This is a genomic window from Runella rosea (assembly GCF_003325355.1).
GTDB classification, from domain to species: domain Bacteria; phylum Bacteroidota; class Bacteroidia; order Cytophagales; family Spirosomataceae; genus Runella; species Runella rosea.
Genome location: NZ_CP030850.1, coordinates 5,573,588 through 5,600,185, shown reverse-complemented (window position 1 = coordinate 5,600,185; position 26,598 = coordinate 5,573,588). Strand labels below are relative to the sequence as shown.

General features: G+C 44.5%; 23 protein-coding genes. 2 read left to right on the top strand and 21 right to left on the bottom strand.

The annotated features are described in order from the left end of the window. Nucleotides 1-30: 30 nt before the first annotated feature. The 11 genes from DR864_RS23165 to DR864_RS23115 form a co-directional block, all read right to left on the bottom strand. The gene (locus DR864_RS23165; protein WP_114069195.1) at nt 31-936 is read right to left on the bottom strand and encodes a sugar phosphate isomerase/epimerase family protein; all 906 of its coding nucleotides are present in this window, start codon (nt 934-936) and stop codon (nt 31-33) included. A 117-nt stretch (nt 937-1,053) separates the two neighbouring features. Next, nucleotides 1,054-3,444 carry an alpha-L-rhamnosidase-related protein gene (locus tag DR864_RS23160; protein ID WP_114069194.1) on the bottom strand — a complete coding sequence of 797 codons (2,391 nt, stop codon included), beginning with the start codon at nt 3,442-3,444 and terminating at the stop codon, nt 1,054-1,056. A gap of 30 nt (nt 3,445-3,474) precedes the next feature. Next, a complete protein-coding gene (locus DR864_RS23155; RefSeq protein ID WP_114069193.1) occupies nt 3,475-4,377 on the bottom strand; it encodes an alpha/beta hydrolase in 903 nt (300 codons plus the stop codon). Nucleotides 4,378-4,443: 66 nt separating this feature from the next. Next, nucleotides 4,444-4,731: a Dabb family protein gene (locus DR864_RS23150; RefSeq protein WP_114069192.1), complete on the bottom strand. Its 288-nt coding sequence runs from the start codon at nt 4,729-4,731 to the stop codon at nt 4,444-4,446. A 174-nt stretch (nt 4,732-4,905) separates the two neighbouring features. After that, nucleotides 4,906-6,096 (bottom strand): MFS transporter, encoded by a 1,191-nt coding sequence (locus DR864_RS23145; protein WP_114069191.1) that lies wholly within the window; start codon nt 6,094-6,096, stop codon nt 4,906-4,908. A gap of 145 nt (nt 6,097-6,241) precedes the next feature. Continuing rightward, nucleotides 6,242-7,972 (bottom strand): GH35 family beta-galactosidase, encoded by a 1,731-nt coding sequence (locus DR864_RS23140; protein WP_114069190.1) that lies wholly within the window; start codon nt 7,970-7,972, stop codon nt 6,242-6,244. A gap of 171 nt (nt 7,973-8,143) precedes the next feature. Continuing rightward, complete coding sequence (locus DR864_RS23135) at nt 8,144-10,990, bottom strand: TonB-dependent receptor (protein WP_114069189.1); 2,847 nt, start codon at nt 10,988-10,990, stop codon at nt 8,144-8,146. A 207-nt stretch (nt 10,991-11,197) separates the two neighbouring features. Then, nucleotides 11,198-12,100, bottom strand: coding sequence for a helix-turn-helix domain-containing protein (locus tag DR864_RS23130; protein ID WP_114069188.1), 903 nt, complete (start codon nt 12,098-12,100; stop codon nt 11,198-11,200). Nucleotides 12,101-12,121: 21 nt separating this feature from the next. Continuing rightward, on the bottom strand, nt 12,122-14,419 hold the full coding sequence (locus DR864_RS23125) for a glycoside hydrolase family 3 protein (RefSeq protein WP_114069187.1): 2,298 nt from the start codon (nt 14,417-14,419) through the stop codon (nt 12,122-12,124). 41 nt (nt 14,420-14,460) lie between these two features. Then, nucleotides 14,461-14,847: a hypothetical protein gene (locus DR864_RS23120; RefSeq protein ID WP_114069186.1), complete on the bottom strand. Its 387-nt coding sequence runs from the start codon at nt 14,845-14,847 to the stop codon at nt 14,461-14,463. A 51-nt stretch (nt 14,848-14,898) separates the two neighbouring features. Next, nucleotides 14,899-15,657 carry a cyclase family protein gene (locus DR864_RS23115; protein WP_114069185.1) on the bottom strand — a complete coding sequence of 253 codons (759 nt, stop codon included), beginning with the start codon at nt 15,655-15,657 and terminating at the stop codon, nt 14,899-14,901. A 45-nt stretch (nt 15,658-15,702) separates the two neighbouring features. On the opposite strand from DR864_RS23115, the gene DR864_RS23110 reads away from it, so the two are divergent. Then, on the top strand, nt 15,703-16,329 hold the full coding sequence (locus DR864_RS23110) for a Uma2 family endonuclease (protein WP_114070439.1): 627 nt from the start codon (nt 15,703-15,705) through the stop codon (nt 16,327-16,329). On the opposite strand, the gene DR864_RS23105 is transcribed toward DR864_RS23110, so the two are convergent. The 10 genes from DR864_RS23105 to DR864_RS23060 form a co-directional block, all read right to left on the bottom strand. Beyond that, complete coding sequence (locus DR864_RS23105; protein WP_114069184.1) at nt 16,293-16,601, bottom strand: antibiotic biosynthesis monooxygenase family protein; 309 nt, start codon at nt 16,599-16,601, stop codon at nt 16,293-16,295. The two genes, DR864_RS23110 and DR864_RS23105, sit on opposite strands and share 37 nt — an antisense overlap. Next, nucleotides 16,598-17,551, bottom strand: a complete 954-nt coding sequence (locus DR864_RS23100) for a fumarylacetoacetate hydrolase family protein (RefSeq protein WP_114069183.1) — start codon at nt 17,549-17,551, stop codon at nt 16,598-16,600. Before DR864_RS23100 ends, DR864_RS23105 begins: the two co-directional genes overlap by 4 nt. Before the next feature lie 6 nt (nt 17,552-17,557). Next, on the bottom strand, nt 17,558-18,319 hold the full coding sequence (locus DR864_RS23095) for an SDR family NAD(P)-dependent oxidoreductase (RefSeq protein ID WP_114070438.1): 762 nt from the start codon (nt 18,317-18,319) through the stop codon (nt 17,558-17,560). 35 nt (nt 18,320-18,354) lie between these two features. Further along, on the bottom strand, nt 18,355-19,644 hold the full coding sequence (gene hisD / locus DR864_RS23090; protein ID WP_114070437.1) for a histidinol dehydrogenase: 1,290 nt from the start codon (nt 19,642-19,644) through the stop codon (nt 18,355-18,357). A gap of 31 nt (nt 19,645-19,675) precedes the next feature. Next, complete coding sequence (locus tag DR864_RS23085) at nt 19,676-20,443, bottom strand: SDR family NAD(P)-dependent oxidoreductase (protein WP_229599456.1); 768 nt, start codon at nt 20,441-20,443, stop codon at nt 19,676-19,678. A gap of 8 nt (nt 20,444-20,451) precedes the next feature. Further along, nucleotides 20,452-21,489: an SMP-30/gluconolactonase/LRE family protein gene (locus DR864_RS23080; protein ID WP_114069181.1), complete on the bottom strand. Its 1,038-nt coding sequence runs from the start codon at nt 21,487-21,489 to the stop codon at nt 20,452-20,454. Between the two features lie 2 nt (nt 21,490-21,491). Beyond that, the gene (locus DR864_RS23075) at nt 21,492-22,628 is read right to left on the bottom strand and encodes an FAD-dependent monooxygenase (protein ID WP_114069180.1); all 1,137 of its coding nucleotides are present in this window, start codon (nt 22,626-22,628) and stop codon (nt 21,492-21,494) included. A gap of 27 nt (nt 22,629-22,655) precedes the next feature. Further along, the gene (locus tag DR864_RS23070; RefSeq protein WP_229599455.1) at nt 22,656-23,756 is read right to left on the bottom strand and encodes an alpha/beta hydrolase family protein; all 1,101 of its coding nucleotides are present in this window, start codon (nt 23,754-23,756) and stop codon (nt 22,656-22,658) included. Between the two features lie 111 nt (nt 23,757-23,867). Further along, nucleotides 23,868-24,860, bottom strand: coding sequence for a VOC family protein (locus DR864_RS23065; RefSeq protein WP_114070436.1), 993 nt, complete (start codon nt 24,858-24,860; stop codon nt 23,868-23,870). A gap of 210 nt (nt 24,861-25,070) precedes the next feature. Next, a complete protein-coding gene (locus DR864_RS23060) occupies nt 25,071-25,349 on the bottom strand; it encodes a substrate-binding domain-containing protein (protein WP_114069178.1) in 279 nt (92 codons plus the stop codon). A 227-nt stretch (nt 25,350-25,576) separates the two neighbouring features. Here DR864_RS23060 and DR864_RS23055 point away from each other — a divergent pair, with 227 nt between their 5' ends. Beyond that, a complete protein-coding gene (locus tag DR864_RS23055) occupies nt 25,577-26,530 on the top strand; it encodes an RraA family protein (protein ID WP_114069177.1) in 954 nt (317 codons plus the stop codon). The last annotated feature ends 68 nt before the right edge of the window (nt 26,531-26,598 follow it).

Here is a 26,598-nt window from a genome sequence, read left to right as displayed (position 1 = left end):
AGTGTTGGCCTACCAAGGCATAAAAAGCACTTATTTAGGAAAAAATGGCCGCGGTAAATCCAACGTTTTATAGTAGTAATTGACCATTTGTTTTAAGGATGTTAGATTGTTTGGTTGCTCTTTTGTGTCTCGCTCAAACATGACATACCCATTAAACCTTTGGTGCTTTAATTCCGCAAAAACCGCAGGAAAGTCCACAACTCCCGTACCCACAGGCACATCTTGAATTTTGTTGTTATTGTATTCTGCAATGTCTTTGAGGTGGATTCCAATAATTTTACCGTCTAATTTTTTTAACGCATCTAGGGGGTTTATCCCTGATTTTGGATAATGTCCCAAATCAGGACAAGCACCAAAATTTGGGTGGCCTTTGAGGGCTGCCAACACCGAATCGGGGTGCCAGTAAATGCTATTTTCTTTCCAATGATTGTGAAGGGCTACTTTAATACCATAAATTCCCGCTAAGCTATCTACACTATCCCACATGTTACGGGGAGGTTCTGCCGTCACGTATTTTACGCCAAAGGCTTTTGCAACCTCAAAGTCTCGTTTCCAATCAGCGATATTTTTGCCTCCAATGACGTAGATAGACTCCATTTTAAGTCCTTGGTCCGCCACTTTTTTCTTTAGATTTTGAATACCCGCTGGTGAAAGTTTAAATAACACGGTGTCTTTTAACTCCTTGCCCGATTTGGCAAATACAAACCCTTCTACGTATTTTAGAGAAGCACTGTCGGCGTAGGCTAATTGCTCTGGAAACGACATCGAACTAAAGGTGTATAAAGCCACGCCCAGTTTCCAATCAACTGCCTTAGCAGGCTTATCTGCCGCCTTTTTGGTGCCAGACTGCGCACTTAACGTCAATGAAAAACAGCCGTTTAACACAATACTCAACACCGCCGCAGTTAATAAGTGGATTTGATATTTACTTTTCATTTTTTGTTTTTTTTGTCTACAAAATAAAATGATTAGCGATAAAAGTGTTGACGATAAAGGGGTTGGCGGAGAGAACACCCGCCAACGGCATGATGGCATAAAGTGGTTTTTCTTTTTCTAAATACTGAATTGATTCATACCTTCTTTCAGAGCCAACATTTTGCCTTTCCAAACCAAGTTACCCGTTATGGTTTTGGGCAGTTCTATCTGAATCTTCCATTTGCCATTTTCAAGTTTATAACTTGCCGAAATGCTTCCTTTGGGGTGCGGCATCGTTCCCTTTATATCGGTCATCTGCCCTAAATGCGGGGTAATTTTCACTTTTGAAAACGCCAAACCATCGCTGTCAATTCCTAAAATAGTGCGGTAGAATTCGATGTTGGGGCTTGACCCCCAAGCGTGGCAATCAGAGCGAGTTTTGTCTACATCAGAGGTTTCTGCCCAAGTTGTAAGTCCCATTTGAATATTTTCACGCCATTTATCAAGCCATTTTAAATAATCATTTCCTTTCCCTGCTTTGATCAATGCTTGGTGCAAATAATATTTGAAATAGATAGAGGCAGGTGCGAGCTGGTTATTGGTTAGTAGTGATTGGGCAATTTGGTTTGCTTCCTCGCTACTTGCTAAACCCGTCAGAATGGCCAACGAATTGGTATGTTGCGAAAACTCATCTTTTTCTTCCCGGTCGGCAAATAATTTCTTATTACTGTCCCAATATTTAGCTCGAATAGTCTTTTTTAACAACTCGGCAGCTTGTAGATATTGAGCGGCAAAGGCAGGATTGCCCAGTTTCGTTTCTAAGTCTGCCGCTACTTGATACGCCCAAAGCAGCTGAAAATCAAGCACCGCCGAAGTACCATTGGCACTCATTGGCCCCATACCTGCCCGCCATTCTTTAAAATTATCCACCCAGTCGGTAAACATCCATTGAGGGGTATTTTTTAGTCGACCATCGGCTTGCTGGTAGCTTTTGAAATAGTCCAAAATTTGCCGAGTGCCACTTATTTTACTTTTAACAAACTCTATATCAGCCCCATAGCGGGCGTAATCTTGCAACATCCCGATATACCAAAGCGAAAACGTAGGGATAAATTGCGGGGTGTAAGAGGGATGCCTACTCAAGGTGACGCCCTCAGGCTGGCGAGAGAAATCCATGAGATTGATGGCATTTTTTACCAGTCGGTCGTCGCCACTGTTGTAAAGCGACACCAGTGCCTGAATTCTGCCATCGCCAATGTATTGAAGTTGCTCATAATAGGGGCAATCCATGTAGGTTTCATAAGCACACAGACGAGCGGTACGCCAACCAATTTCCAACATCTTGTCCATCTCGGGCTGATTGGCAGACAGCTGGGCGTTCATTTTAAAGGGGTAACCCGTAAATGTACCGTAAATATCATTCAACGTAATTGCCTCATTTTGAGTAACAATACTCAGCTGCAAATAGCGATAAGTACGGTAAGTAAGACTGGTAAATTTCTGATTTTGGCTTCCGTCCGAAACCAAACTATCTGCCCGACCTATAAAGGTTTTGCCAGTGGTTTCGTTTCTATTGCCTTTTGAAGTCTTGTTAAAAAGTGCCTCTGCATATCTTAATGTAATGGTAGCGGCTTTGCCTCCGCTAAACTCCAGATTTGGATAGGCGTTGGTGAGGTAGCTTTGGTCTAAAATGATATTTACTTTTGAGTTGGCAGGTATCAGCACATCTGATTTTTTGGCAGGAAAATCAGCAGGCAAGCCCGTAATGCCTTCGTTACTAACGACTTTTACTAATCGTTCATCTTTCAATTCCATTTGAGGAATGATAGACGGCACCAACATCCAGCCACTCATGGTCCCAAAAGCCCCTAAAATGTTTTTGGGGACTCCCCCACCCACGGGTCTTGCTTTTTGCCAGTTTTTATCATCAAAGCCTTCACTTTGCCAATTTTTTGGACTTAAAGCCATGTTTCGTATTTCACCCGCTCCAGCTACATAATAGCCTCTGGTTCTAAAAACCAATGGAGCAAAGCTATTGTCTTTTTCACAAAGCCATGTGTTATTGGTATTTATGGCCGACTCCGCAGAGGTAGCGCCTTGTAAAATAAAACCCGTACGGTAAGTTATCTGAGCCTCAGGTTTAAATTCTCCCTCATTCCAAACTTGGGCGGCTATAATATTTTTGCCTGCTTTTAAATAAGCCGCAATATCCACAGTTTCATAATTCCAATGGGCAATATCGCCACGTGCAGGGCCCATCGAAACCAATTTTTCATTCACAAAAAGTTTATAACGATTGTCTCCCGAAACATGAATTTTAAAGTGAGTGGGCTTTGAAGCCAACTCAATGGTTTTTCGGAACATGTACACGCCATAACCATCGGCGGTGGCGTTGGGCACGGTAATCCATTGTGCATGCCAACGTTTATTGATAACATCGGGTTCTCCTGTTGGAGGGCCGAACTGAGCCTTTACAAGAATTGATGTTAATGCTACCAAAAGTAAGGCAATAACGGTTACTTTTTTCATCGTTACTCAGGGTTAAATTATCGTTGATGTTTATTTCAATTCTTTTTTCAGAAAAGCCATCACTTTCATTCGTATTTCATCTACATCGTACATTTTGCCAAAGTGAGGGGCATCTTTAACGATGATGAGTTCATTTGCGACCCCATTGGTCGTTAGCCAAGCACTCAACAACTGCGAATGACGGGGGGAAACAAGGTTGTCTTTTTCGCCGTGAATCAGTAAAAATGGAGGGTCGTTTTTGTCAACGTAGGTTACGGGACTCGCCGCTTTTGCCAAGTCGGGACGAGCAAGTGGTGCCGCGCCAATGAGCAAGCCTTCGGGCGATTTGGCGTCGTCTGCCCCAGGAAATAAAATCAATTCGGCAGGCCCATAAAAATCAACAACGGCTTTGATTTTGAATTTCGCAATTTGCTTATTCATATAAAAATCAGGCACTTTGTTGTTGTGGGCCAAGCCCAAAAGCGATGCCAAATGCCCCCCCGCCGAGAATCCCATCAAGGCAATTCGGTTTTTATCAAAGCCATATTTTTCGGCATTGTCGTACAAAAAAGACACAGCACGATTACAATCTTGGATTTGGGCAGGAAAAGTAGCTTGCATAGCCCAACGGTAATCTATGGACGCTATGGCAATACCATTGTTGATCAAGGCCGACACGGTATTACCCATGTAACCAATATCGGCTGTTTTGTCATTTCCAATCCATCCACCTCCATGAATAAAAACCACCAAAGGCAGATTTTTTGGCGCATTGGCGGGCAGATAAATATCCAGCAAATGCTTTTTGAGCGTATCACCATTGTACGGAATATCCCCGTACAGTACCGTTCCTTCTGGAAAGAGTTTTAATACACGGTTGGTTTGCTGTTGGGCATTTGCAAAAAACGACTGTAACAGCAGCAACGCAGCAAAACATACGAATTTGATTTTCATTGGGGTAGCAAAAGTTAAAAGGTATATTTCTTATTAAAAGCGGAGACCACTTAGATATATTTCAACTCAAATCTGATAATCTATTTCCAGAAAATCCTCCACATTTTTCAGCCAATAGTTTTGCACAAACGCCACGTGTTCTGGATGATTTGAATAAAAATCGTATTGCACCTGCGTATCAAATTCCATCGAGATACCGTACTCAAATTTGTTCTTGGGGCTGATTTGCTTCAATACTTCAAATTTTTGAACATCTTGAATAGAGGCAAGTTTGTCAACCGCTTCAAAAAAAGCCTGCTTCTCGTCGGCATTGATGGCGTCTTTGAGTTTGAAAATGACGGAATGTCGAATCATGACTTAGTGGGTTAATATCTAACATTAGTACAAGTTTATAGCGCTTTTGTACAGAAAGTATCCTGAACTCACCTGTATTGCCTCAAAGTGAGACAATAACTAAGCATAAAGGCGCCAGTCACGCAAAGACGCAGTGACTGAATGCGGGGCCATTATCAAATAATCACGTCTTTTTTAAAGCTTTGAAAGTTCTTTCAATTTCATTACGAAAAACAAGCCGATTAACGCCAGTGCCGCCGCCACCCAAAGAAAAGCCGAAGGGGCGATTTTGTCGGAAAGAACTCCCGATAGGGCAGGAACCATTACTCCACCAACAATTTCTGCAATGGCCGTAATAAACCCTAACGCTTTGGCTTTCAAATAGTCAGGTACCGACTCAGAAGGCAGTACAGCCGCCACGATGGGAAGTAGCCCCATCATAAAATAGGTAAAAAACATGGCTGGAAGGTGAAGCGCTGAACCCGCCAAAAAATAGACTGCAAAAGGATAAAACATACCCACCACCATAAAAATCAGAAGCACTTTTTTACGCCCGATACGGTCAGAAAGCCCCGGCACAATAACGGAAGATAAAAGCCCAGAAACGCCCAAAAGCCCCATGGTTTTGCCCATTTGGTCGGCCGACATTCCTTGAGCATTTACAAAATAATTGGAAATAAACGGAAGTGTAGCAAACCACCAACCAAACACACAGCAAGCCGCTCCAATGCCCCATTTGATGTTGTTGTACTGTAACAGTTCGGCGATATTGAGAGTGGATTTCTCTTTGGTTTGCACGCTTTCAGCGGTTGATTTTTTGACAAATTTCCACGCCAGCAAACCCAACACCAAGCCTGGCGCTCCTGCCACAAAAAAGGCATTGCGCCAACCCATATTTTCGGCAATTTGGACTAGGACAACAGGCGCTAAAATAGAACCAAAAAGAGCAGAACCTACCCCTTGCAAAATCCCCGCGTTTATGCCCAGTCGGTGAGGAGAAGATTCGCGCTCCACAAAATTTTGGGCCAAAGGAATCACTGGCCCTTCGGCAAAACCCATGACGAGACGGGCTATCAGCAACGTTACAAACGAAACCGCCCAACCAGAGCCAAATGAACAAAGTGAAAAGGTAAAAACCCCGGCAATGAAAACAAGTTTTTTCTTGTTGTTGGTTTCGGCCCACGCCGTAGAGAAAAAACTCGAAAACGCCCAAGCCAACGACAATGCTCCGGCCAACAATCCGATTTGGGTATTATTAAGATTGAGGTCTTTGGCAACATAGGGCATCAAAAAATTAAGTGCCAAGCGGTCGAAAAATAAGCACCCAAAAGTGAGTGCCATCAATAGCACAATGCTGTTTTCGTACGTAAAAAATCCTTTTTTCATGTTTCAAGCGAGGTAAGGGTTGATTCTTTTTTAAATGAGCAAGTCAGATGGCAGTCAGATTAAAGAAGTGGCCTATGGTCTGGCGACTCGGTCTGCGTGGTTCGGTCTGACTGTCGTCTGACCTGTGTGGCCCATGTGGCCTCAATCAAAATCTATATAATCTGATTTTCAGCGTTGTGATTTTATCTCCGGGTAAACTTGCTTTTTGCTCATCGCCATTCCAGCGCTTGGTGGCTACAAATTTTTCATTTTCAAACTCACCTTCTTCAATGGACAGAAAACCTAAATGCTCAAATTTGATGCCTTCTTTCAACTCAAAATGCAGCTTTACGCCATAACCTACTACATAGAATTCATCCGTTGCATTTTGAATAAGAATGGCCGAGCCGATCTCCTCAGGAAGCGCCCCAAACGGCCCCGCAGGCATGGCTTTCGCTTTGTCTTCTTTGGTTTCAGAAGTGGGGGGACCAAACGACATTTTGGCTTTCCCTTCATTTTCCAACGATTTGCCAAAATCAATGCTGAACCCCGGTTTTCGTGAACTCGTTGCCACTAATTTATAATCCCCCATTTTCAGTTCCTGACTTTCTTTGACGGGATTGAGGTACACCGCCTTTAGTTTTTCGCTGCCGTAATTCTGAGTAAGTGTTCCAGCCATTTGTGAAATAGCTTTGTAGGTACTTTTCAGCAGATTCAGATTGTTGCTGTTTGCTTTGCTTTTCATTTGTTCACCATCAATGCCAAAGGGCGCAAAGCCCAATGAATTATATGCCCCAATCGAATACAACGCCCCAGCTGGCATCAGTGAACTTTCTGGAATAAATAGTGTATTACCACCAAAAGTATAGGCATCAAAAAGTTCGTCGTACTCAATAGTATAGACATTGGGCGAATAAAAATCCAACGCCTTCCCTCCAGCCCTGTAGGCATCCAACACGTGCGGATTGATGGTGCCGTGTGGATAAAAACCTCTTTTATTGTACAGCCAACCATTGCAAAAAGCGGGCAAATCGTATATTTTTCTACCTTCGGCGGCAATGTAATTGATGTATTTGGAGTAATGATACGCCATAAACAACTCCTCAGTGTAGAACTTATAATCGCCTTGGTCGGTACTTTTACCCAAGACCTCTTCCCACGTTCCTTTGGTTTTATACCCGTTGTCGGCCCATGCTTTTTCCAGTGCCGGAAACAATTTCCCTTTGTTGGTTTTAAGGTAGTTTATCATATCATCAGGAATGGCGCTTTGCCATGCTTTTAAAGCTCGGGGAGATAAATCACGATAGTTTTCAAAACAGCCCGGTTCATTTTCTACTTGCGTCATGATGACCGTGTGTTGCTTATCCACTTCCTTAAGGTGTTGCATCAAAGCGCTATATGCTTTTGCATCGGCATTCCTATTTTCTTCGCTAAATGGCGACAAGATTTCGAGGGTCTTACCGTTTTCGAGGGTGTATCTTTGAAAACGTTGGGGATTGGTTTTTACCCATTCGGGTACGTAAGTGGAGGCAGTACTTTTCCAACTTCCAAACCATACCAACACGATTTTTAAATTCTCTTTTTTAGCGCCTTCAATCGCCGCATCTACCAATTCAAAATTGTATTTGCCTTCCACAGGCTCCAGCAATTCCCAATACGCATACGCCAAAACCGTATTGAGGTGTAGGTCTTTCATTTCTTTCCACACTTTTTGTAAGGCGGCTTTGTCGGAGCCAGTCGAATTGTGGAGTTCTCCCCCCAAAATGATGAAAGGCTTTCCGTCCACCATTAACTTCGGTACTTTGCCCGATTTTTCCAAATAGGGAAGTTGGGCAAACAGCAGGGTGGTGCTCCATACTAAAGCAAAGGTTAAGACAATTTTTGAGGTGGTTTTCATAGAGGTTATCTATTCGTTTTTGGGGACATAATGAACTTAAAATTCAACGAAATTCAGCAGGCTTTAAACTTTGAAATAAAAAAACAGCAACTAAAACTCATTTTTTTTAAACGCCTGATACTGAAAACTTACGCTCTCAGTATCAGGCAATAAACCCATAAAAAACTACCATTAAAACTTATAACTCAGCGTCAGAAAATAGGCTCTTGGCATGATAGGTAAAGTGGCATAAATGGCCTGTTTGTTGGCTTCTAACATCTGTTTCGTAAAACCTTGGGTATCCAAAGCGGCGGGAAAACCTCCAGGCGCGGCCCACCCCATGATACCATACGTATTGAGAATGTTATTTACCGATGCATTGGCCTGAATATTCTTCGTGATTTTGTACGAGGCATTCAAATCAAAGGCGTTGAAAGCAGGCAATTGGAAGGCATTTCCGACGTTGGCCCAGCGCTTGCCCATGTATTGCCAGTTGAGGGATGCCGTCAATTTATCGTTGCTGTAAGTGGGCGTTACGGTAAACATATTGGCGATATTATCGTTTTTGCCACCATCATAAGTTACTTTCACATCATCAGCAGGGCCGTTGGCATTGGCCAACCATACGCCGAATTCTTTTGCCACCGAGGTTTGGATTGTACCTACGGCACGAACGCTGAAGTTTTTGTTGAACGCATAATTCCCTTCTAATTCCAATCCTTTGGTTTCAATTTTTTGATATACCCGAGCCGGTGCATAGTAGGTGGCATCTGCATTTTGGAAAATCTGGAAATTAGGAATATTGCTTGCCAAGGTATAGAACGGAGTAACGAAAAGGTTCAGGTTTTTACTTTTATACTTCAATCCCAACTCCGCCATTTTGATGTCTTGTGCTTCAACAGATATGCCCGAAGTAAGTTGTTGATTAGCAATATCCATAAAATAACTCAAATCTGGGGTTTTACGCCCTTGTGAGTAGCGACCATAGATGGCAAGTCCATCATTCACCCTGTAATTGGCTCTAAATGAGTAGGAGATTACATCGCTGAAAGAAAGGCTTTTATCAAAACTTTGCGTAGGATTGGCGGTAAATATGCGGTTGTCATAGAGCGTAGCGGCGTTGCCATCGGCGCCCGTTGGGCTATCAGGCGTTACGCGCTTGGGCGTGGTAAAGCTTGATTTGATGTTGAAGTTTTCGGCACGGATCCCCCAGTCAATATTCAGTTTCTCGGTTACATCCCAATTATGGCCTAAAAACAGCGCAAATTGTTTGACCTTTGCTTCATTTTCATACACGCCACTTCCGCCAAAATTTGTAATACCATTTGGGTTTGTTAATTCAAACTTTGCTCCTCCCAAATTTGTATAGCGAATAGCCACCGTTTTGGGTTGGTCTTCAATCGTGGCAAAACTTTGGCCCGACGGTATCATTGAGAAACGCTCCGCCTTGGTTGATGAATAATACAGACCACCCGTGAAGGTCATCTTTTTGAATTTCTTTGAAAGGGTGGCTTGGTCAATTACGTCATTCAGGCCTACTTCTCCGTAAGGATTAGGATTATAAAAAACGGCGTTTGGCAATACATCGCCTCCTGGAAGGGTTAGGTTATTGGGTATAAAACGAATGCCACCACCTGCCGGGGGCAATTGTTGCACTGTACCGTAGCTTTGTCCAGTGGCAGGGTTATAAAACTCATACGTCCCGAATCTGGCCACGTTGCCGCTCACCCCGTAAAAAACCACCTGATCAACCCTGAAAGGAAACACCACCGCCGTTGTTTGGCTGATGTTATCTTTGTTAGAAATCTTAAAATTATTGTTGAAAGTCCAACCTTCTCCGAAGTTCTGTTCCCAGTTTAGACCAATTGCTTTTTCAGTGTATGAACCCACTTTGCGGGTATCATATTCAATATCTTTTGACGCACCCGAAAGGGCTTTAGGTACGGTAAATTGCTGTGATTGAATCAAAGTCGAGCTGGTATTAGTAAAACTTCCTGCAGGTCTTGGGTTTTCAAAGTCAACTGAAGGCGTAAATTCAAAAGGAGCCGTATGGTCATCCAAAATCTTAGCGTAAAGTTTCAAAGAGCCTGATTTATAATTCTTTACAACATTTGCCTTCACTTGTCCACCATAGCTGAGTTTATAGCCAGGGTATTTGGGACCATCGGCATTACGGTAAAAACCACCTACGTTGAAAGTCAATGACTTATCTTTTGAAAGTGGCCCACCTACGTTAAAATCGGCACGGTAATACGGGTTTTGCCCATTTCCTTCCAAACCAAATCTGCCGCGAACTTCACCCGCAAGCGTTTGACCGCCCGTTTTTGAAACGTAATTAAATAAACCACCCGGCGCATTTGGCCCTAAAATGGAAGCCGTACCTCCTCTTACAGCCTCAATTCTGCTTAGCGTGGCATCGGCCCGAAGATAGCCATCGGGCTGCACAAGCCCCGAAATACCCATCACGGGCAAGCCGTCTTCCTGCATCGAAACGTAAAAAAAGCCACCGTTATAGTTCAACCCTCGGGTATAAATAGCGTTGCCGACTTCTCCTCGTGAAGTATTCACATAAACGCCCGGCAGGTTTTTGAGCAGGTCAGCCGAGCTATTTGGCACAACTCCCTCTATCTGTCTGGTATTCAAGGTAGAAATTGCTACCGAAGCATTCATTTTGGTTCGTTTGTCAAACACCCCCGTTACGACCACTTCATCCAACGCGGCAGCATCATCTTGAAGTGAAATCGACAAGCTCCCCGACTGTGGTACGGTAACGCTTACCTCTTTGCTTTGATAACCAATAAAAGAAGTGACGAGCGTATACGAGCCATTTTCGACGTTTTCAATCGTAAACGCGCCCGTTTTATTGGCCGAAGAGCCTTTAGTCGTACCTTTGACGACCACCGAAGCTCCGACTAATGCTTCGCCCTTGGCATCCGTAATTTTTCCTGAAATGTTGCCTGATTGGGAGAACGTGGAAATACTGAATAGGGTCAACACAAAAAGTGCGAACATTCCTTTCGGAAGTACATTTTTTTTCATTGCTTTGAATGGGTTTTGTTAAATTCTCAGATGGCAAAACTTTCGGCTGATAGCGCTGGCAGGCGTTATCAGCTTTTTTTTATACAAACAGACACCTCAATTTGCTTTGATTATTTGCACAAATTCTATGACAAAACTAAGACAAAAAGGGCATGGGTTGTGAATCAAAAAAACGCCAATACTATTCAATATCAATCAAATTGAAATTTATTGGTATTCTTTTGGACTGATGCCCGTTTGGCTTTTGAAGAACCGGGCAAAATTGCTGGGGGTTTGATTGCAGAGCTTTACGGCAATTTCGGCAATTTGAAGATTAGAATATTTCAGCAGCGACTTCGCTTCCAAAATGAGCATTTCGTTAAGCAGGTCTTGCGCTGTTTTGGCGGTGGTATTTTTTACACACTTATTCAAATGATTGGGCGTAACATTCAATAAATCAGCGTAATCCAGCACATGTTGCTTCTGATAGATATACTGCATCAGGGCGTTTTTGTATTGCTGAGTTACCAAAACTGCTGAATTTTTGGGGAGTTTTTTTTCGGAAGGGACAAATTTTTTCACTTCAATCAACAGCGCCAACAGATACGTGGCAATCAATCCAAAATCCCCTTTTTGGTCTTCCTGATAGAGTTCAGTCAATCTATCCAGAATATTCAAAATCGGTTTTTGGACCGTTTTGGGTACTTTAAGTAAGGGATTAGCCAAAAACTGAAGAAACGAAAAATTTTCTAAAGACATTTGCAAACCGCCCAAACGAAAGATTTGCACGTCGAAATGACAAAAAAAGCCACGAGCATCTTCGCTCATGGACTGATGGGTAGTGATTTGGTTGGCGGGCAAAAAGAAGAAAGTATCCTCGCCAAATGCGTATTCGTTGAGTCCTTTGCTTCTTTTTGATTCGCCTTTGGTCAAAAAAATAAAATCGTAAACCGTTTTGCGGTGCGGTGGCAGAGGAAATTTGATTTTGTCCCTAAAATCCTCCAACCGGTTTATGTGAAAAAGCTCATGATGCGCTTCTGCAAACAGGGGTTGCTGCCACTCAATGGTCTCGAAATGAAAACCCGGTGAAATTTCAGGTTTTAAAATAGGTATTTCATTTCCGCTTGCCATGTTCCATTACTCGTCCTTTTGCTATTTCCGATACATCGTTTTACGGGTATCATTGATGACACCTTTCCAGTTCATTCCAAATCCGAAATCATAGCTGTTTCCTTCCGAATCTTTGTGGCAGGTCATATCGTAAGGTACATCTTCGGCTTGTTTTTCTACGGTTTTCATGTCGGCTGGCATTTGCATGGGCAGCAGTGCCGAGGGTTCGGCTTTGCCCGAAACGATGTCCAAAATGGCTTGGTCCTGTACGCCAAAACTCACCAGAATAGAAGAGGCGTCTTTCTCAATTTCCGCAAAAACCATGGGGTTGGATGCATTGACCGAAACCACTACCGGCTTGCCTTTCATTTTTGCTTTGGTGTCGGTCACCAATTGTGCGTCGGCAATGTTGGCCGTTTTGGTCGATTTATTTTTATAGCCACGGTCGGTGAAATTTTCCAACGGGTCGCCGCCAGCAATGCTTTTTTCACGGGCTTCGGTAGCGGTGTAGTCACCATACTGCAAACTGATGGGCACATAACCGTTACCGCCCTTTTTCAAATCTTCTTTATCGTACCCAATGGTGGCCGTTGGATTTTGGATAAATACCAAGGCAAAATCAGCCTCATCGGCATTGTCGGTGACGTTGTAGTACTTTTTGACAATGTCAATATTCACGGGATATTCCGTCGTTGCTGGTGTTTCTACACCCAAAAAATTGCGAGCGGCGGGCGTAAAACGTTTCGGAACATACACGGTCTTTTTAGAAGCGACTGGCAATACTTTCGCCTGATTTTTCAGCAGTACGACGGATTTCAACTGTGCTTCGTAGCCCGCCTTCATGTATTCGGGTTTCCCGACGATGGCTTTGGTTTCTTCGGAATTTAGGTACGGATTTTCAAAAACACCTACCCGGAAAATATTGCGCAGCAAACGCACCGCAGATTGCTCCATTCTGGCCCTGATTTTGGCTTCGCCGTGTTCTTTTATTCCCAACTGATAAGCTTCTAAAATTGGCTTCATATCATTTACGCCACCGTATTGGTCAACGCCCGCCATTAAGGCTTTATAGTGAAGCTCCCCCAAGGAAAGACTCTCTACCCCCCAAGATTTACCGTCTAAAAACGAATCCATCGAAGTGTGAAGTTTGGTTACATTCCAGTCTGTACACACTACGCCATCGTAGCCATATTTGTTACGGAGTAAGTCAGTGATGATGTATTTGTTGTAGTTATTTGCGACGTTTTCGTTGTATTTCTTATCTTGATTCCACGAAATCGTATAATAGGGCATCACCGCCGAAGCCATTTTGGTTTGTCCTTTCAGCTTAAATGCTCCTTGTGTAAATGGTATCAAATGAGCATCAAAATTATTGCCCGGATAAACAGCAAACTTACCATTGGCATAGTGTGCATCACGCCCAGCTTCCCCCGAGCCACCTCCTGGCCAGTGTTTTACCATCGCATTGACACTTTTTACTCCCCAAACACTCGATTGAAAACCATCGCAATACGCTTGCCCCATGGCCGCCGACAGCGCAGGGCTTTCTCCGAACGTACCGCTGAAACGCCCCCAACGGGGTTCGGTAGCGATGTCAACCTGCGGCGAAAGAGCCGTGGTAATGCCCAAAGCACGGTATTCGTCCGCCGCGATTTTACCAAATTTTTCAATCAACGTTGGGTCGAATGTGGCCGCCATTCCCAACGGACTTGGCCACATAGAGATTTCACCGCCGGCCGCCGCGTCAAACTCCGCCTTGGCTCTAGTGCCGTGGCGTGGGTCTGAGCTGTTGTTGGCGGGGATTCCGAAGCCAATACTTTCACAAAAAGCCTGTAATTTATTATTCCATTGAGCCGCAATCTCGGGCGTTTGTACCGTGGTGACCAACACGTGGCGCAGGTTATCATCCTTCAAAAATTTCTTTTGCTGGTCGGTCAAATCCGTCGGGTCAGTTTCTCCGGCTTTGAAAGGCTTGCTATTGTAAGTGCCTGCAAAATACCCTCCCGCCCGGGCGGGAATGGACTGGTGCGATGAATACAGCATCAAGCCGGCAATTTCTTCAATGCTCAGTTTAGAAGCCAAGTCTTTGGCGCGTTGGTCATACGACAAACGCCAATCTTCAAACGCATCCAGTTTGCCATTTTTATTCAAATCTTTAAACGCCAATCCATTGACAGTCAAAATTTTCACCCCTGAAGTAGGCGAATACCCCAACGTTTGTCCTCCCTGATTTTCGACCAGATTAAAACTGCCTTTCGGGGTTTCTTTCCATTTGGTTTGGGCATACACTGGCGAAAGAGCGACGTTTAAAATCAGCAACAGTAATGTGTACTTTTTCATCGTTTATAACTTGGTTAGGTGAGTAAAAGGGACGGCTTTGGTTATTTACTTTTCACTTTCGTGCCTTTGCACTCAAACATACCCATCATATTACCGTCAGCATGGTCTTCATCTTTCTTAATGAGATTCATAGTAACATCGTACCCGGCAATGCTAAAGGCTAAAATGACTTCCTGCCCTTTTATTTCTACTGATTTCATCGTTACGGACTCTTCTTTTTTACTGTTAACTTCTTTGACATAGCTCCCTGACAACTTTTCTTCCTTTGATTCAATGAGTGCATGCAAAACTACGTCACCCTCGGGAGTACCTTTCACCACAATATTCCATTGGCCCACAAAATAAGCCTTGGAATCCTGAGCTCTCAGGGCGATTGAAGTAAGGAGAAAAAATAGGCTTAGAGCGCCAATTGATAGAAAATTTTTCATTTGTATAATTGGTTTATATTCGATAATGAATGAATTGTAGCCCGCAGACCGTCAGTCAATGATCGCCACGGCGCGCGTCCAACCCGCACTCGCGGCTTTGATTTTGGCGGGAAAACAGGCCACTTTAAAGCCAAAAGGTGGCAATTGGTCCAGATTGGCCATTTTTTCAATTTGGCAATATTCTTTTTCGATACCCACATAATGCGCCTGCCAGATGATACCGGGACGCGGATTGGCCCGATAATCAGCCGCCTGAATGTGCAGCGGAATATCCCAACCCCACCCGTCGGTGCCCATCACTTTGATGCCTTGGTCAATGAGCCAATGTGTCGCTTTGGCCGAAGCTCCTACGTGGATTTTTACAAAATCAGGATCGTGCAAACGCTTATCGGCATCGCAGCGAATCAAGACGATGTCAAAGGGTTTGAGGGTATAATTGATGGCCGCCAGCTTTTCAATTAAGTCTTCTGGCTCAAACATGTAGCCGTCGGGCTTGTCGGTAAAATCAAGCACCACGCCGTCGTGGAAGAACCAGTCCAACGGCATTTCATCAATCGTACGTGAAGGTTTTCCCTCACTTGTCGGGAAATAATGGTACGGTGCATCCACGTGTGTTCCGCAGTGGCTCGTCACGGTCAAAAACTCACCTGCCGGGCCGTTGCCGTCAATAAAGACATCGCCGGCAATACCTTCGAAAAGTTTTCCACCCATTTTTTTTGCCCCTTCTTTGTGGTCTTCGTAGACGATTTTGGTAGGAAGCGGCTCTTTGATTTCCTCAGAAATCGTCACGGAAAGGTCAATGATTTTCATTTGAATTGGTTGATAATTACGTTATTTTTGAAAAAAGAACAGGTCATGACTACCCAAGCACGAGAATTTACGCCGCCTCTCAAGCTAAGCCGTCCTGTGCGCAGATACACTTTAGAGCAGTATTTACGGAAAGAGGCGATATCCATTCATAAGCACGAATTCATTGACGGTCAAATCATTAAAATGCCCTACGCCAAAGGCCCTCACAATATCATTTCGGTCAATATGATAGCTCAGATGGTTAATCGTGGCGAAAATCTTGAAAGAAACCATATCGTATTTTCTTCGGCACAATTAGTTTATTTACAAAGTCTTGATGCATGTGTTTATGCCGATGCGTTAGCCGTTTGTGAAAAACCTTTGTACTGGGACGACAATCAACTGTTACTGATCAATCCGATTTTAGTAGTCGAAGTACTTTCTAAAAGTACATCCCGCTACGACCGCACCAGAAAGTTTGACAAATACAAAACACTTGATTCATTCCGTGAATATGTACTCATTCGTCAGGATGAATGCTACGCCGAGGTTTGGTTTCGTGAGAGTCCCGGACGTTGGCAGGAAACCATTATTACCGAAATGACCGGTCACTTACCTTTACAATCCGTTGGCATTTCTGTTTCCATGGAATCTATTTATCTTAATGTTGAATTAAAATCCAAGTCTTCATAATGCAGCACCACGGGCGGGTTTTCAAAAAACGGCCCAATCAATCCGCGCCATTCTTTGAATAATTCCGATTCGCGAAAACCGATGGTATGCGCTTCGAGACTCTCCCAACGAATAAGCAATACGTAGCGGTTTTGCTGTTCGATACACTTCTTAAAATCATGCCCCACATAGCCTTTTGATTGACTAATCACGGCTTGGGCTTTTTCTAAATTCTGCTCAAACTCCGCATTCGTGCCCGGTTTGATATCAATGGTGGCAAGTTCTAAAATCATATTACTGTATTTCTTAAAATCCCAATTCCTTCAATTTCCAACTCCACTACATCGCCTGGTTCGAGCGGGCGGTGAACGGTGAAGTTATTTTCAATCAAGCTTCCCCAACCCACTGTACCTGAGCCCAATATATCGCCAGGCATCAGTGTCACGTTGTTTTCAGAAGCGCGCTCCATCATTTGTTCGAAGGTGTAATACACGGTTTGGTAGTTTCCTTCACAGACGGTCACACCATTGATACGGGACGTCATTTTGAGATTAAACCGGTCGATTTGTACAGTCGGTACCCGAATCGGGTCATTAAATACGCTTTCATCAAACGGCACTCGGTATTGCTCCATTTCGTCGGCCGTAACGATGCATGGCCCGATGGCGTTGGCAAAATCTTTGCCTTTGTGGGGTCCCAACGGAATTTCCATTTCCACTTTTTGAATGGCACGGGCGGTCCAATCATTGAAAATAGTATAGCCAAAAATGTAAGGACGCGCGTCTTGGGCTTTGAGGTCTTTGCCCTTTTTGCCGATGATGCAGGCCAATTCCAACTCAATGTCCATTTTTGTTTCTTTGGTCGGGCGTTTGATTTCGTCGTCTGGCCCGTAAATGGCCTGATGATTGGTAAAATAAAAAATCGGCATGTCGTACCAAGCAGGTCCGATTTTGTGCCCAAACGACCGAGACGCATTTTGCATGTGCATCTCAAAGCCAATATAATCCCGGAAACTGCGGGGATTGGGCAACGGAGCCAACAATTGAATTTCCGATAATTGATAATGAGGCTGCACATCGCCTAATGCCTTGATAATCAAAAAGTACTCTTCGTGATTGTCAATAAACGTTAGCATGTCCGTTGGCAGCTTTTCACTCGCCAAATTCATGTCAACGATCTCGTCGCCTGCGAGCCAACCCGTGCGGGAATCACCCTGTGGGTTTTTGAAGGTTACTAATTTCATCTTTTTCTATTTTAAAAGTCTGCCCCCATCAACCGTAATGATAGTACCAGTTGAGAAAGTTAGAGAAGTGGCTAAAGCATAAACTGCATTGGCAACATCTACGCCCGTGGCAAAGCGCCCAAGCGGTGTATTATCCATTTGATTTTGCAGGAATGTTGGGTCGAAATTCTTGGTATATTCACCTTCTACAAAGCCGGGTGAAACTGATACCATTCTTATTTTTGGCGCTAAAATCCTTGCCAGTGAACGGGTCATAGAATCAATCGCTGCTTTTGAAGCACAATAGGCCACATTACTTCCGATACCCGAAATACCTGCAATGGAGGAAATATTTACGATTAGAGATGACTCATTACTTTCCTCTGAACCTTTTTCCAATAACGCTCTGGTTGCTCTCACCATCGCAAACGAACCTCTGAAATTGGTTTGCATGATTTTATCAATCCACTCATCGGTCAAGCCTTCTAAATCACCATGCGGGACCGGGGTGGTAATTCCCGCGTTATTTACCAATACATCTAACTTTCCATACTTTTCTGACACAAAAGCCTTTAAGTCAGCCACTTTTTGTGCATCAGTTGTGGGAGCGTGGAAAATTGAATGACGAATTAGGCCGTCAGAAATACCATTTAACTCTTCTTCTAATTTCTCCGCTTTTGCTGAATTGCTATTATAAGTCGCAATTACACAATACCCATTCTCGGCAAATTTTCGGCAAATGGCCGAGCCTATTTCTCCTGCTCCACCGGTGACTAAGACTGTTTTCATTTGTTCCATTTTTTAAACCACAGAGATACAGAGAATCACAGAGAGAGGACTTTGGAGTAGCGACGTACCCGCAAATCGGCTTGTTCTTTATGGCCGGAGAAGTTTTCAATGGCGCATAATCGGGAGCAATATTCACCGATCATCGCACTGGCTTCGGGCGTACAAATTTCTTGGTACGTACAGGTTTTCAGGAACTTACCCACCCACAAACCTCCCGTATAACGAGCAGCTTCTCTGGTTGGTAAGGTATGGTTGGTACCAATCACTTTATCGCCGTAGGCTACGTTGGTTTTGTCGCCGAGAAACAAGCCGCCAAAATTGGTCATTTTATCCAAAAAATAACGTGGATTTTCGGTCATCACCTGTACGTGTTCGCTGGCGATGCGGTCAGCTTCTGATACCAGTTCATCCACAGTATCTACCAAAATCACCTGCCCATAATCCCGCCAAGACACGCTCGCTACATCCGCCGTTGGCAAAACGGTCAATTGACGTTGAATTTCGGCTTCGATACCTTCGGCAATGGTTTTACTAGTGGTCAACAAAATCGCGGGCGAGGTAGGACCGTGTTCGGCTTGACCGAGCAAATCCGTGGCGCAGGTTTCTACGTCGGTGGTATCATCGGCAATGACGAGCGTTTCCGTTGGGCCAGCAAACAGGTCGATGCCCACTTTTCCGTACAATTGCCGTTTGGCTTCGGCCACGTAGGCATTTCCTGGGCCCACAAGCATATCTACAGGTTGAACGGTTTCGGTACCCAACGCCATCATGGCAATGGCTTGCACACCGCCTAACAAATAAATTTCATCGGCTCCCGCCATGTACATCGCTGCCACGGTTGCGGCAGGAATTTCGCCGTTGATGGGCGGCGTACAGGCAATAACGCGCTTTACCCCCGCCACTTTGGCCGTCAATACACTCATATGCGCCGATGCCACCATTGGATAGCGCCCGCCCGGTACGTAACAACCCACCGAATTGACGGGAATATTTTTATGGCCCAAAATCACGCCCGGCAAAGTTTCCACTTCAACGTCTTTGATGGATTCCCGCTGAATTTGGGCAAAATTACGGATTTGGGTTTGGGCAAATGTGATGTCTTCAATCACCTGCTCGGGCAAACTGGCGATGATTTGTTGAATTTGAGCCGACGATAAGCGAAAGCTTTCGGGCGACCATTTGTCCAATTTCTCCGAATATTCTCTGACTGCTTTGTCGCCGTTGGTGGCCACGTTTTCCAACATATTTTCGACCAAAGCACGGACTTTCAAGTCGGCCTCTTTGCTTTCGGCGTAGGTAATACCTTTTTTTATTTGTTGTATCATTTGCTTAATGGGAGAATTGTAAAAATAGATTTTAGGCAAACGCCCCGCCATCCACTGCCATGGCATGACCAGTAATAAAACTTGATTCGTCCGAACATAGCCACAGGGCTACGTCAGCTACTTCCTGCGGTTGGCCCATGCGTTTCATGCGTTGGAGGTTTTTGGCCTGTTCCAAGGCTTCTGGGTTATGGGCCAATTTCCGCCGACCTTCCATCAGCATGGGAGTTTCAATAGCGGTAGGGCAAATGGCATTGACCCGAATATTTTGGGTAGCGTATTCAATAGCGGCCGTTTTGGTGATGCCCACAACACCATGCTTTGACGCCGCGTAAGGTACATTGGTGGGTTGCCCTACCAAGCCGGCCGCCGAGGCAATGTTGACGATGTTTCCGCCGCCCTGCGCGAGCATTTGAGTAAGTTCCGCTTTCACACAATACCACGTACCCGTCAGGTTTATATTCATCATTTGCAACCAATTTTCTTCTGGATACTCGTGTGTGGGTAAGGAAACCGTTCCCGCAATGCCGGCGCTGTTGACGGCACAATCCAAGCGCCCAAAGGTTTCGACGGTGGTTTTTACCGCGCTTTCTACGTCTGTTCGTTTTGAAATATCCACTTTCAGCGCAATGGCTTCCGCTCCAGAGGCAAGCAATTCTGCCACAACTGCCTGAGCTGCGGCTTCGTTGATATCGGTCACGACCACTTTTCCACCTTCCCGTCCAAAAGACAACGCAGTCGCCTTGCCGATTCCCGAACCAGCGCCAGTTACGAAGCATACTTTATTTTGGAATCGTTTCATGATGTTCGTTATCGCCAATGAATCATTTTTTGTCCGGCAACGGGACTATTGAAATAAGGAATTTTTGTTCCTCTTAAACTCCCAAGATAGACCGTTTTCAAATCCGCGCCGCCAAAGCTCAAACTTGCCATCCACGGACAAATCGTCCCTTGGGTAGCGGCTAAAAGTTCGGGGGTAACACAACGGTTTTCGTAAGCATCAAACAATCTTTTTTTCGTTTTCGGGTTGCTGTCATCCAACAAGGTGATTACTTCTCCGTCGGGTGTAATGGCAATGAGTTCATCGGTAAAAATGAGGGTAACCCACAGATTTCCAAAAACATCAAAGGCAAAACCATCTGGAAAACCACCCAACTTAGACGGGCCGTACACTTCTCGGCCGTATAGGTCACCGTTGGGTTTTGCGCGCATTCTCGAAATTTTCCATGCCGAACTTTCTACCACATAAAGCCATTCTTCCTTGTCGTCAAAACGGATTTCGTTGGTCCCACAAAATCCATCGGCCACAATTCTGACGCCTTTTTCATCCATCAACGCAATGTAGCCATCGGTAGCGCGGGTATTGATTTGGTCAGACCAAGGTTCAGTTCGGGTGGTGACCGTAAACCAAATTCTGCCTTTAGAATCTCGCAGTGGAAAGTTGGTTTTGCCCAAGGGTTGTCCCTCAATTTCCGTTAAAACGGTCGTCAATTTCCCGTCACGGGTCATCTTTTCGAGGTGATTGGTTCCCCAATTGGCAATGATAAAATCCCCGTTTGAGTCAAAACAAATGCCGTTGGGCAGTGAGCCTACGGCGTCAATATACCGTTGACTATCAGTGCCTTTATCAATAGTTTCAGGCAAAAAATCACTCACTTTTAGTGGGTTGATAATCTCTTGAGCTTCCTCATGATTCAACTTTACCACCCCCCCACGTGCATCTGCCGCCCAAACAGTGCCGTCGGATTCGGTCAGGATACATTCTGGCCTTTGCAAGTCGTAACCCAAGTATTGGATATTTTCACGGCTTACTTGCCAATTTTTCAGGGGATTTTGCAGGGTTGCCATCCTTAAATGGGAGCCGTTAAGGCCATTCCAGTTTTACCCATCAGCATACCCATATTTGCGCCTTCTGGAAGTGGTTGGTCGTTGTATTCAAGTAACTCCCAAGCTCCTAACGTTTCGGACACATCCACCACCATCATGCAACGCTCATAGCGACGTTTCATGTATCTCTCAAAAATGGCTTCAACTTCCCCTTCTTTTTGTAATTCTTCTATCAACACCACGGCATCCTCAATGGCTAAGGCGGCCCCCGAGCCTAATTGTGGTATGGTGGTGTGAGCCGCATCTCCCAAAACAACTACCCTGTTTTTATACCAAGGTGCTGGCATTTTGAGCGTTTCTAATGCTCGGTAATTAACCAATTTAGCATCGGTTACTTGGGGAATTAGCTCTTGAACGACAGGCACGGGATAAGCCGACATATAACCTTTCAGTTTTTCAACTAATTGGTCTTCGGGAATCATTGGATTATCGCCTTCGGCAGAATTTAAAAATATATAACACGACTCGACCGTCATTGGGATAACCCCGATTTTGTGTTTTTTATTAAAGAAAATATAACCAGTATCTAAGCCCGCAGGGCGTTTGAAGGGATAACGCCATACGGATAATCCAACATAATTTGGCTTGAATTCGCCAAAGATGAGTTTTCGTACTTTTGAATATACGCCATCGGCGGCAATCACAATGTCATAACTGTCCGTTGTACCGTCCGTAAAAGTAACATTGGCAATATCTGGGTGATTATCAATAGATTCTACAGTTACCCCCATCCGATATTTTAACCCGATTTTCTGAGCTTCCTCAAATAAAACATCGTGAAGAATTCGTCGAGAAATACCGTTATGGCTTGGAAATCTGCCAATAGGTGGTGTACCAGCTTCGCCGATTTGAACCCCGTGAGGTAAACAAAGTTTTACTTTTCCATAAGGAGAACCTCTTCGCATCACCTCATCGGCTACCCCAATGGCATCCAACGCTCTGAGGGCGTTGGCTTGTTGAATGATACCGACACCATACACATTAAACTCTGAAAGAATTTCTACCACATCTACCGCAAAACCTGCTTTTTTTAAACCAATTGCTACAGACTGACCGCCAATTCCTCCGCCAACGACCAGCACTTTCTTTATGTTGCTCATTTTATTTGTGGTTCAAAATTAAATGGGTTATGCTTTTATCTTTTCAGCAATCCAATCGTACATATTGAAGGTCTTGGTAAAATCATCTACTGAACAGTGCGCCGAGCCGCTTTCTTCCTTTGGGACAATCTCCATGACATGCTCACAGGTAAGCACTTCATTTACTTTATAGGCATTTTCTACAAAATTCTGACGGTCGTCTTCACCGTGTAAGATATACGTAGGCATAGTGATTTTTTCAGCGACTCCTTCTAGCGTAAAGTTTTTGAGTTTTTCACGTGCCTCTGTCATGTTTTCAGCTCCCACGATATGCTGCACGATTTCAGCCAAAGGGTGATTGTCGGGACGGTTTTTCCAAATATCATAATACGACCAAACAGCCCCAAAAATCATACAGACCTTAAAACGAGGCTCGAAAGCTGCACAACGCGCCGCCATGTACCCCCCCATCGAAACCGCCCCGATACCAACCCGCTCAGTGTCCACTTCGTCTTTTAGGTTTTCGATAATATACTCCAACACCGCAGTTCCCGGCACATTGTAATCATAACGAGTATGAATATGATTGAGACGCAAAGCGGCTCCCTGTCCCGGGCCATCGACGGCCATCATCGCAATCCCCCGCTCATTGAGGTGCTGGGCAATGCCAAAATATAATTCCTCGGCCAAGCTGTCCAATCCACCAAACATGACGACCACGGGCGGATTTTTCACTCCGGTGGGTTTGAACAGATACGCCGGCAAAAAAGACAGGTTCGCCTGCCCGGCCTCAAAAGGGATTTCCATTTGAAGGGGTTTTTCATCAAAAAGATGAATGGCTTTGATGAACGCATCACGGCATTTTAGATAATACGGGATCTTACGTTCATCCCGGAGTGTCATAAAGAATTCGGCGGTACGCAGGTAGTTGAATGCTCTCAAATACGTTCTACGAGCAGAAACGCTATGGCCCGCTTTGGCATAGTTCTCCGCTATCTCATAGACTTTATCCCCCATTTTCACCCATGCCCGATTGAAACTTTCTCTATCGGCAGGGTCAATTTCACTGGCAACTTCTAATATTTCTGCAAATTCGCCACCACCATAGTGCGCCTGCGTCAATGCTCTATTTACTTGATATGAGGGCATATATTGCCCCGGAAAATAATGCCACATAGGTTTGATATTTGAATGGGATGTTGGGAATAACGATGGGCAGAATGACGCGTTATTTTACCCGTCATTCCCATTGTTATTCGGTTAAATATCTACTGGTTTTACGACGCCGTCGGTGAGGCCGAGTTTCTTACCTTTGCCCATTTCGGCAAAAGGATTGGCATTGCCCCACGCATCGTTTGGATTGTCTTTGAGGTAATGTAAGTCGGGACCGTGGTCGGGGGCAAAAATCAATCTGGCTCCCGCATAAAATTCAAAAATGATATTGCTGCCGGGGTCAATAATGTAGATAAAGAAACCTTCATCGGCTTTGTGGCGCGTGGGGGCACCCATCACGCTTTTGAAGCCTTTTTCGGTAAAGTAATCGAGCGCCAGCAACACCTCTTCGCGGCTGTCGAAGTTGAACGCAATGTGGTTGAGGGTAGCTTCGCCGGGGCCCACATTAGGGTCGGTAAAAATGGCAATGTCGTGCGAAAGATTGGCCGTTGTCCAAAGCCCTCCGATGGGTGGGATTTCGTCATCAATTCTCACTTCATCGGGATTCTTCAGTCCCATTTTTTTCCAAAATTCTTTTTCTTTTGAATACTGAAACTTAGCCACCATGTACGTGACGTGGTCTATGCGGCGCGGGTTGACCCCAATACGGCGATTGCTGGCATAACGGTCGGCGTATATACTACCGCGTTCGCCCGTTTCTTTCAACCAAACCACATCCCAGAAAATTTCGTGAATATGCCCTTCGGGAGATTGAAAACGATAGGCTTTACCGTGCCCTAAGTCGCCCTCAACCCAACCCAATCCTGCGCCAATGCTTTCGAGATACGCCACGCATTCTTCCAACGCCTCTGGGCTATCGGCTCGCCAGCCGATATGGCCTAAGCCGTTGGTTTCACGCGAGGTGATTTTGAGGGTGTGATGAAAATAATCTCCCCAAGCCCTGAAGTAGACAGAGTCGCCCTCCCGGCCTGTTTCGTCCAATCCAACAATTTCTTTGAAGAAGTGAATTGATTTTTCAATATCGGGAGAATAAACCTCCACGTGCGCCAATTGCGAAAAGTAATGCGGATTCTTTGCCACCAACGTATGTTTTTAAGATTGGATACTGCTTTAAATAGTTCTATTTTTCAATGCAAAGTTTCAATAAATAAACACGTTAGCGTTAGTCTAAAAGACGCCATTAATCCGCAAAATCAATCCATTTTTTTATATTTTACCATAAGAAAGGCTTTATTTTATAGTAAATGAGGCCAAACAGCTCTTAGCTCCATTTTTAACATAAAAAAAGGACTAACTGCTCTGTAAACGGCAAATACTTTCTCTTTTCAGGTCTTCCTGACGGGCTAATTCGCTTTTTGTTGAATTTCTGGCAATCAATACTGAGTTTAATACTCTATTTTCAATAGGAGAAGCTGGCTTTTTTTTCTGAATCAACTTAAAAAGAACAGCGGCGGCTTCTCGGCCCATTTCATACGCAGGCTGGGTAACGGTGGTTAAAGAAGGATTCAAAAAAAGGGCGGTATAAGAGTTAGAAAAGGTAATAATTTTCACATCATTCGGAATATTCAATCGTTACGCTTCGCATATTTTAGATTTACCTTGGTTGACAAACAAACCCAATGTCTCAAATAGCCGCTACTCCACAGTTTTTCCTAAGGCTAGGAATCACATCAAGTTCACTCCTAAACTGTACAATATCAAGAAATATTTTCAATTTCAGCACCAATAAAACAGTAAATTTGGTACGATTGAGTATTACAATGTAGGTAGCCAAACAAACCTTTAAATCCATAACTATGCGACGCGTTCTTTCTGGTTTATTCATTTTTACCATTCTTATTTGCAACAGCATTAATGCCAATGCCCAATACAACAGGGTTGCGATGAATCGTGAATACATCATCTCCCTTACACCACAATGGAAAGGAGAACGACTACCCGACGGAAGACCCTATGTATCAGACGATTTACTGGAAAGACTCAAAAAGGTGGTGTTGACCCACGCTTGGGGCGGTTTAAAAAAGCACAAATTTAATAACCAATACCAAGGGAATTGGATGATGGTCAATCCCGACAAAAATACCATCATGACCGGACGCGCAGTGACCGCGCAATACATGCCACAACGGCCCGATTTTGGGGATGTCATCCGAAAAGTAGGATTGGCCGAAGGTCACGGCGACAAAGCACTGTCAAACGTCTGGCCGATTGAGATGCTCAAAGATGGAGATGTATACGTGGCCGATGGTTTTGCAAAAATGAATGAGGGAACATTGATTGGCGACCGATTGGCCAATTCTATTTACTCAAAATCAAAACGGGGCGTAGTATTTTGGGGCAGCGTACGAAATTTACAAGAAATCCAGAAAGTGGAAGGATTTAACGGATGGATTTTGGGCAATCACCCATCCGCCATCAATGAAGTTATGTTGACCTCAATTAATGCCCCCATCCGAATCGGCGACGCCACGGTTTTGCCAGGCGATGTGGTGTATGCCAGCCCGTATGGCACCCTTTTTCTACCCGCCTATTTGGTAGAAGGAATCGTACTAGAAGCAGAAATCAGCAACCTTCGTCACGTATACGGCATCATGCGCAATAAGGCCGGCGATTGGACAACTGGCCAGATAGACAGCGAGTATACCGCGCAGATGAACAAAGAATTTCATGATTATTTGCGTAGCCTACCCGACAACAAACTTCCCATGCCGCGCAAAGAACTGAACGCGTATTTAGAAGCTAAAAAATAATGTATTGTTCGGATAGGACTATTCTGAACCTCATATAGCCCTATCCGAATTTTTCCAAACACTCCCTT

Coding starts and splice junctions, on each gene's coding strand:
- DR864_RS23165 (WP_114069195.1), bottom strand. CDS start 936: ATGAAAAGTAAATATCAAATCCACTTATTAACTGCGGCGGTGTTGAGT.
- DR864_RS23160 (WP_114069194.1), bottom strand. CDS start 3,444: ATGAAAAAAGTAACCGTTATTGCCTTACTTTTGGTAGCATTAACATCA.
- DR864_RS23155 (WP_114069193.1), bottom strand. CDS start 4,377: ATGAAAATCAAATTCGTATGTTTTGCTGCGTTGCTGCTGTTACAGTCG.
- DR864_RS23150 (WP_114069192.1), bottom strand. CDS start 4,731: ATGATTCGACATTCCGTCATTTTCAAACTCAAAGACGCCATCAATGCC.
- DR864_RS23145 (WP_114069191.1), bottom strand. CDS start 6,096: ATGAAAAAAGGATTTTTTACGTACGAAAACAGCATTGTGCTATTGATG.
- DR864_RS23140 (WP_114069190.1), bottom strand. CDS start 7,972: ATGAAAACCACCTCAAAAATTGTCTTAACCTTTGCTTTAGTATGGAGC.
- DR864_RS23135 (WP_114069189.1), bottom strand. CDS start 10,990: ATGAAAAAAAATGTACTTCCGAAAGGAATGTTCGCACTTTTTGTGTTG.
- DR864_RS23130 (WP_114069188.1), bottom strand. CDS start 12,100: ATGGCAAGCGGAAATGAAATACCTATTTTAAAACCTGAAATTTCACCG.
- DR864_RS23125 (WP_114069187.1), bottom strand. CDS start 14,419: ATGAAAAAGTACACATTACTGTTGCTGATTTTAAACGTCGCTCTTTCG.
- DR864_RS23120 (WP_114069186.1), bottom strand. CDS start 14,847: ATGAAAAATTTTCTATCAATTGGCGCTCTAAGCCTATTTTTTCTCCTT.
- DR864_RS23115 (WP_114069185.1), bottom strand. CDS start 15,657: ATGAAAATCATTGACCTTTCCGTGACGATTTCTGAGGAAATCAAAGAG.
- DR864_RS23110 (WP_114070439.1), top strand. CDS start 15,703: ATGACTACCCAAGCACGAGAATTTACGCCGCCTCTCAAGCTAAGCCGT.
- DR864_RS23105 (WP_114069184.1), bottom strand. CDS start 16,601: ATGATTTTAGAACTTGCCACCATTGATATCAAACCGGGCACGAATGCG.
- DR864_RS23100 (WP_114069183.1), bottom strand. CDS start 17,551: ATGAAATTAGTAACCTTCAAAAACCCACAGGGTGATTCCCGCACGGGT.
- DR864_RS23095 (WP_114070438.1), bottom strand. CDS start 18,319: ATGAAAACAGTCTTAGTCACCGGTGGAGCAGGAGAAATAGGCTCGGCC.
- hisD (WP_114070437.1), bottom strand. CDS start 19,644: ATGATACAACAAATAAAAAAAGGTATTACCTACGCCGAAAGCAAAGAG.
- DR864_RS23085 (WP_229599456.1), bottom strand. CDS start 20,443: ATGAAACGATTCCAAAATAAAGTATGCTTCGTAACTGGCGCTGGTTCG.
- DR864_RS23080 (WP_114069181.1), bottom strand. CDS start 21,489: ATGGCAACCCTGCAAAATCCCCTGAAAAATTGGCAAGTAAGCCGTGAA.
- DR864_RS23075 (WP_114069180.1), bottom strand. CDS start 22,628: ATGAGCAACATAAAGAAAGTGCTGGTCGTTGGCGGAGGAATTGGCGGT.
- DR864_RS23070 (WP_229599455.1), bottom strand. CDS start 23,756: ATGCCCTCATATCAAGTAAATAGAGCATTGACGCAGGCGCACTATGGT.
- DR864_RS23055 (WP_114069177.1), top strand. CDS start 25,577: ATGCGACGCGTTCTTTCTGGTTTATTCATTTTTACCATTCTTATTTGC.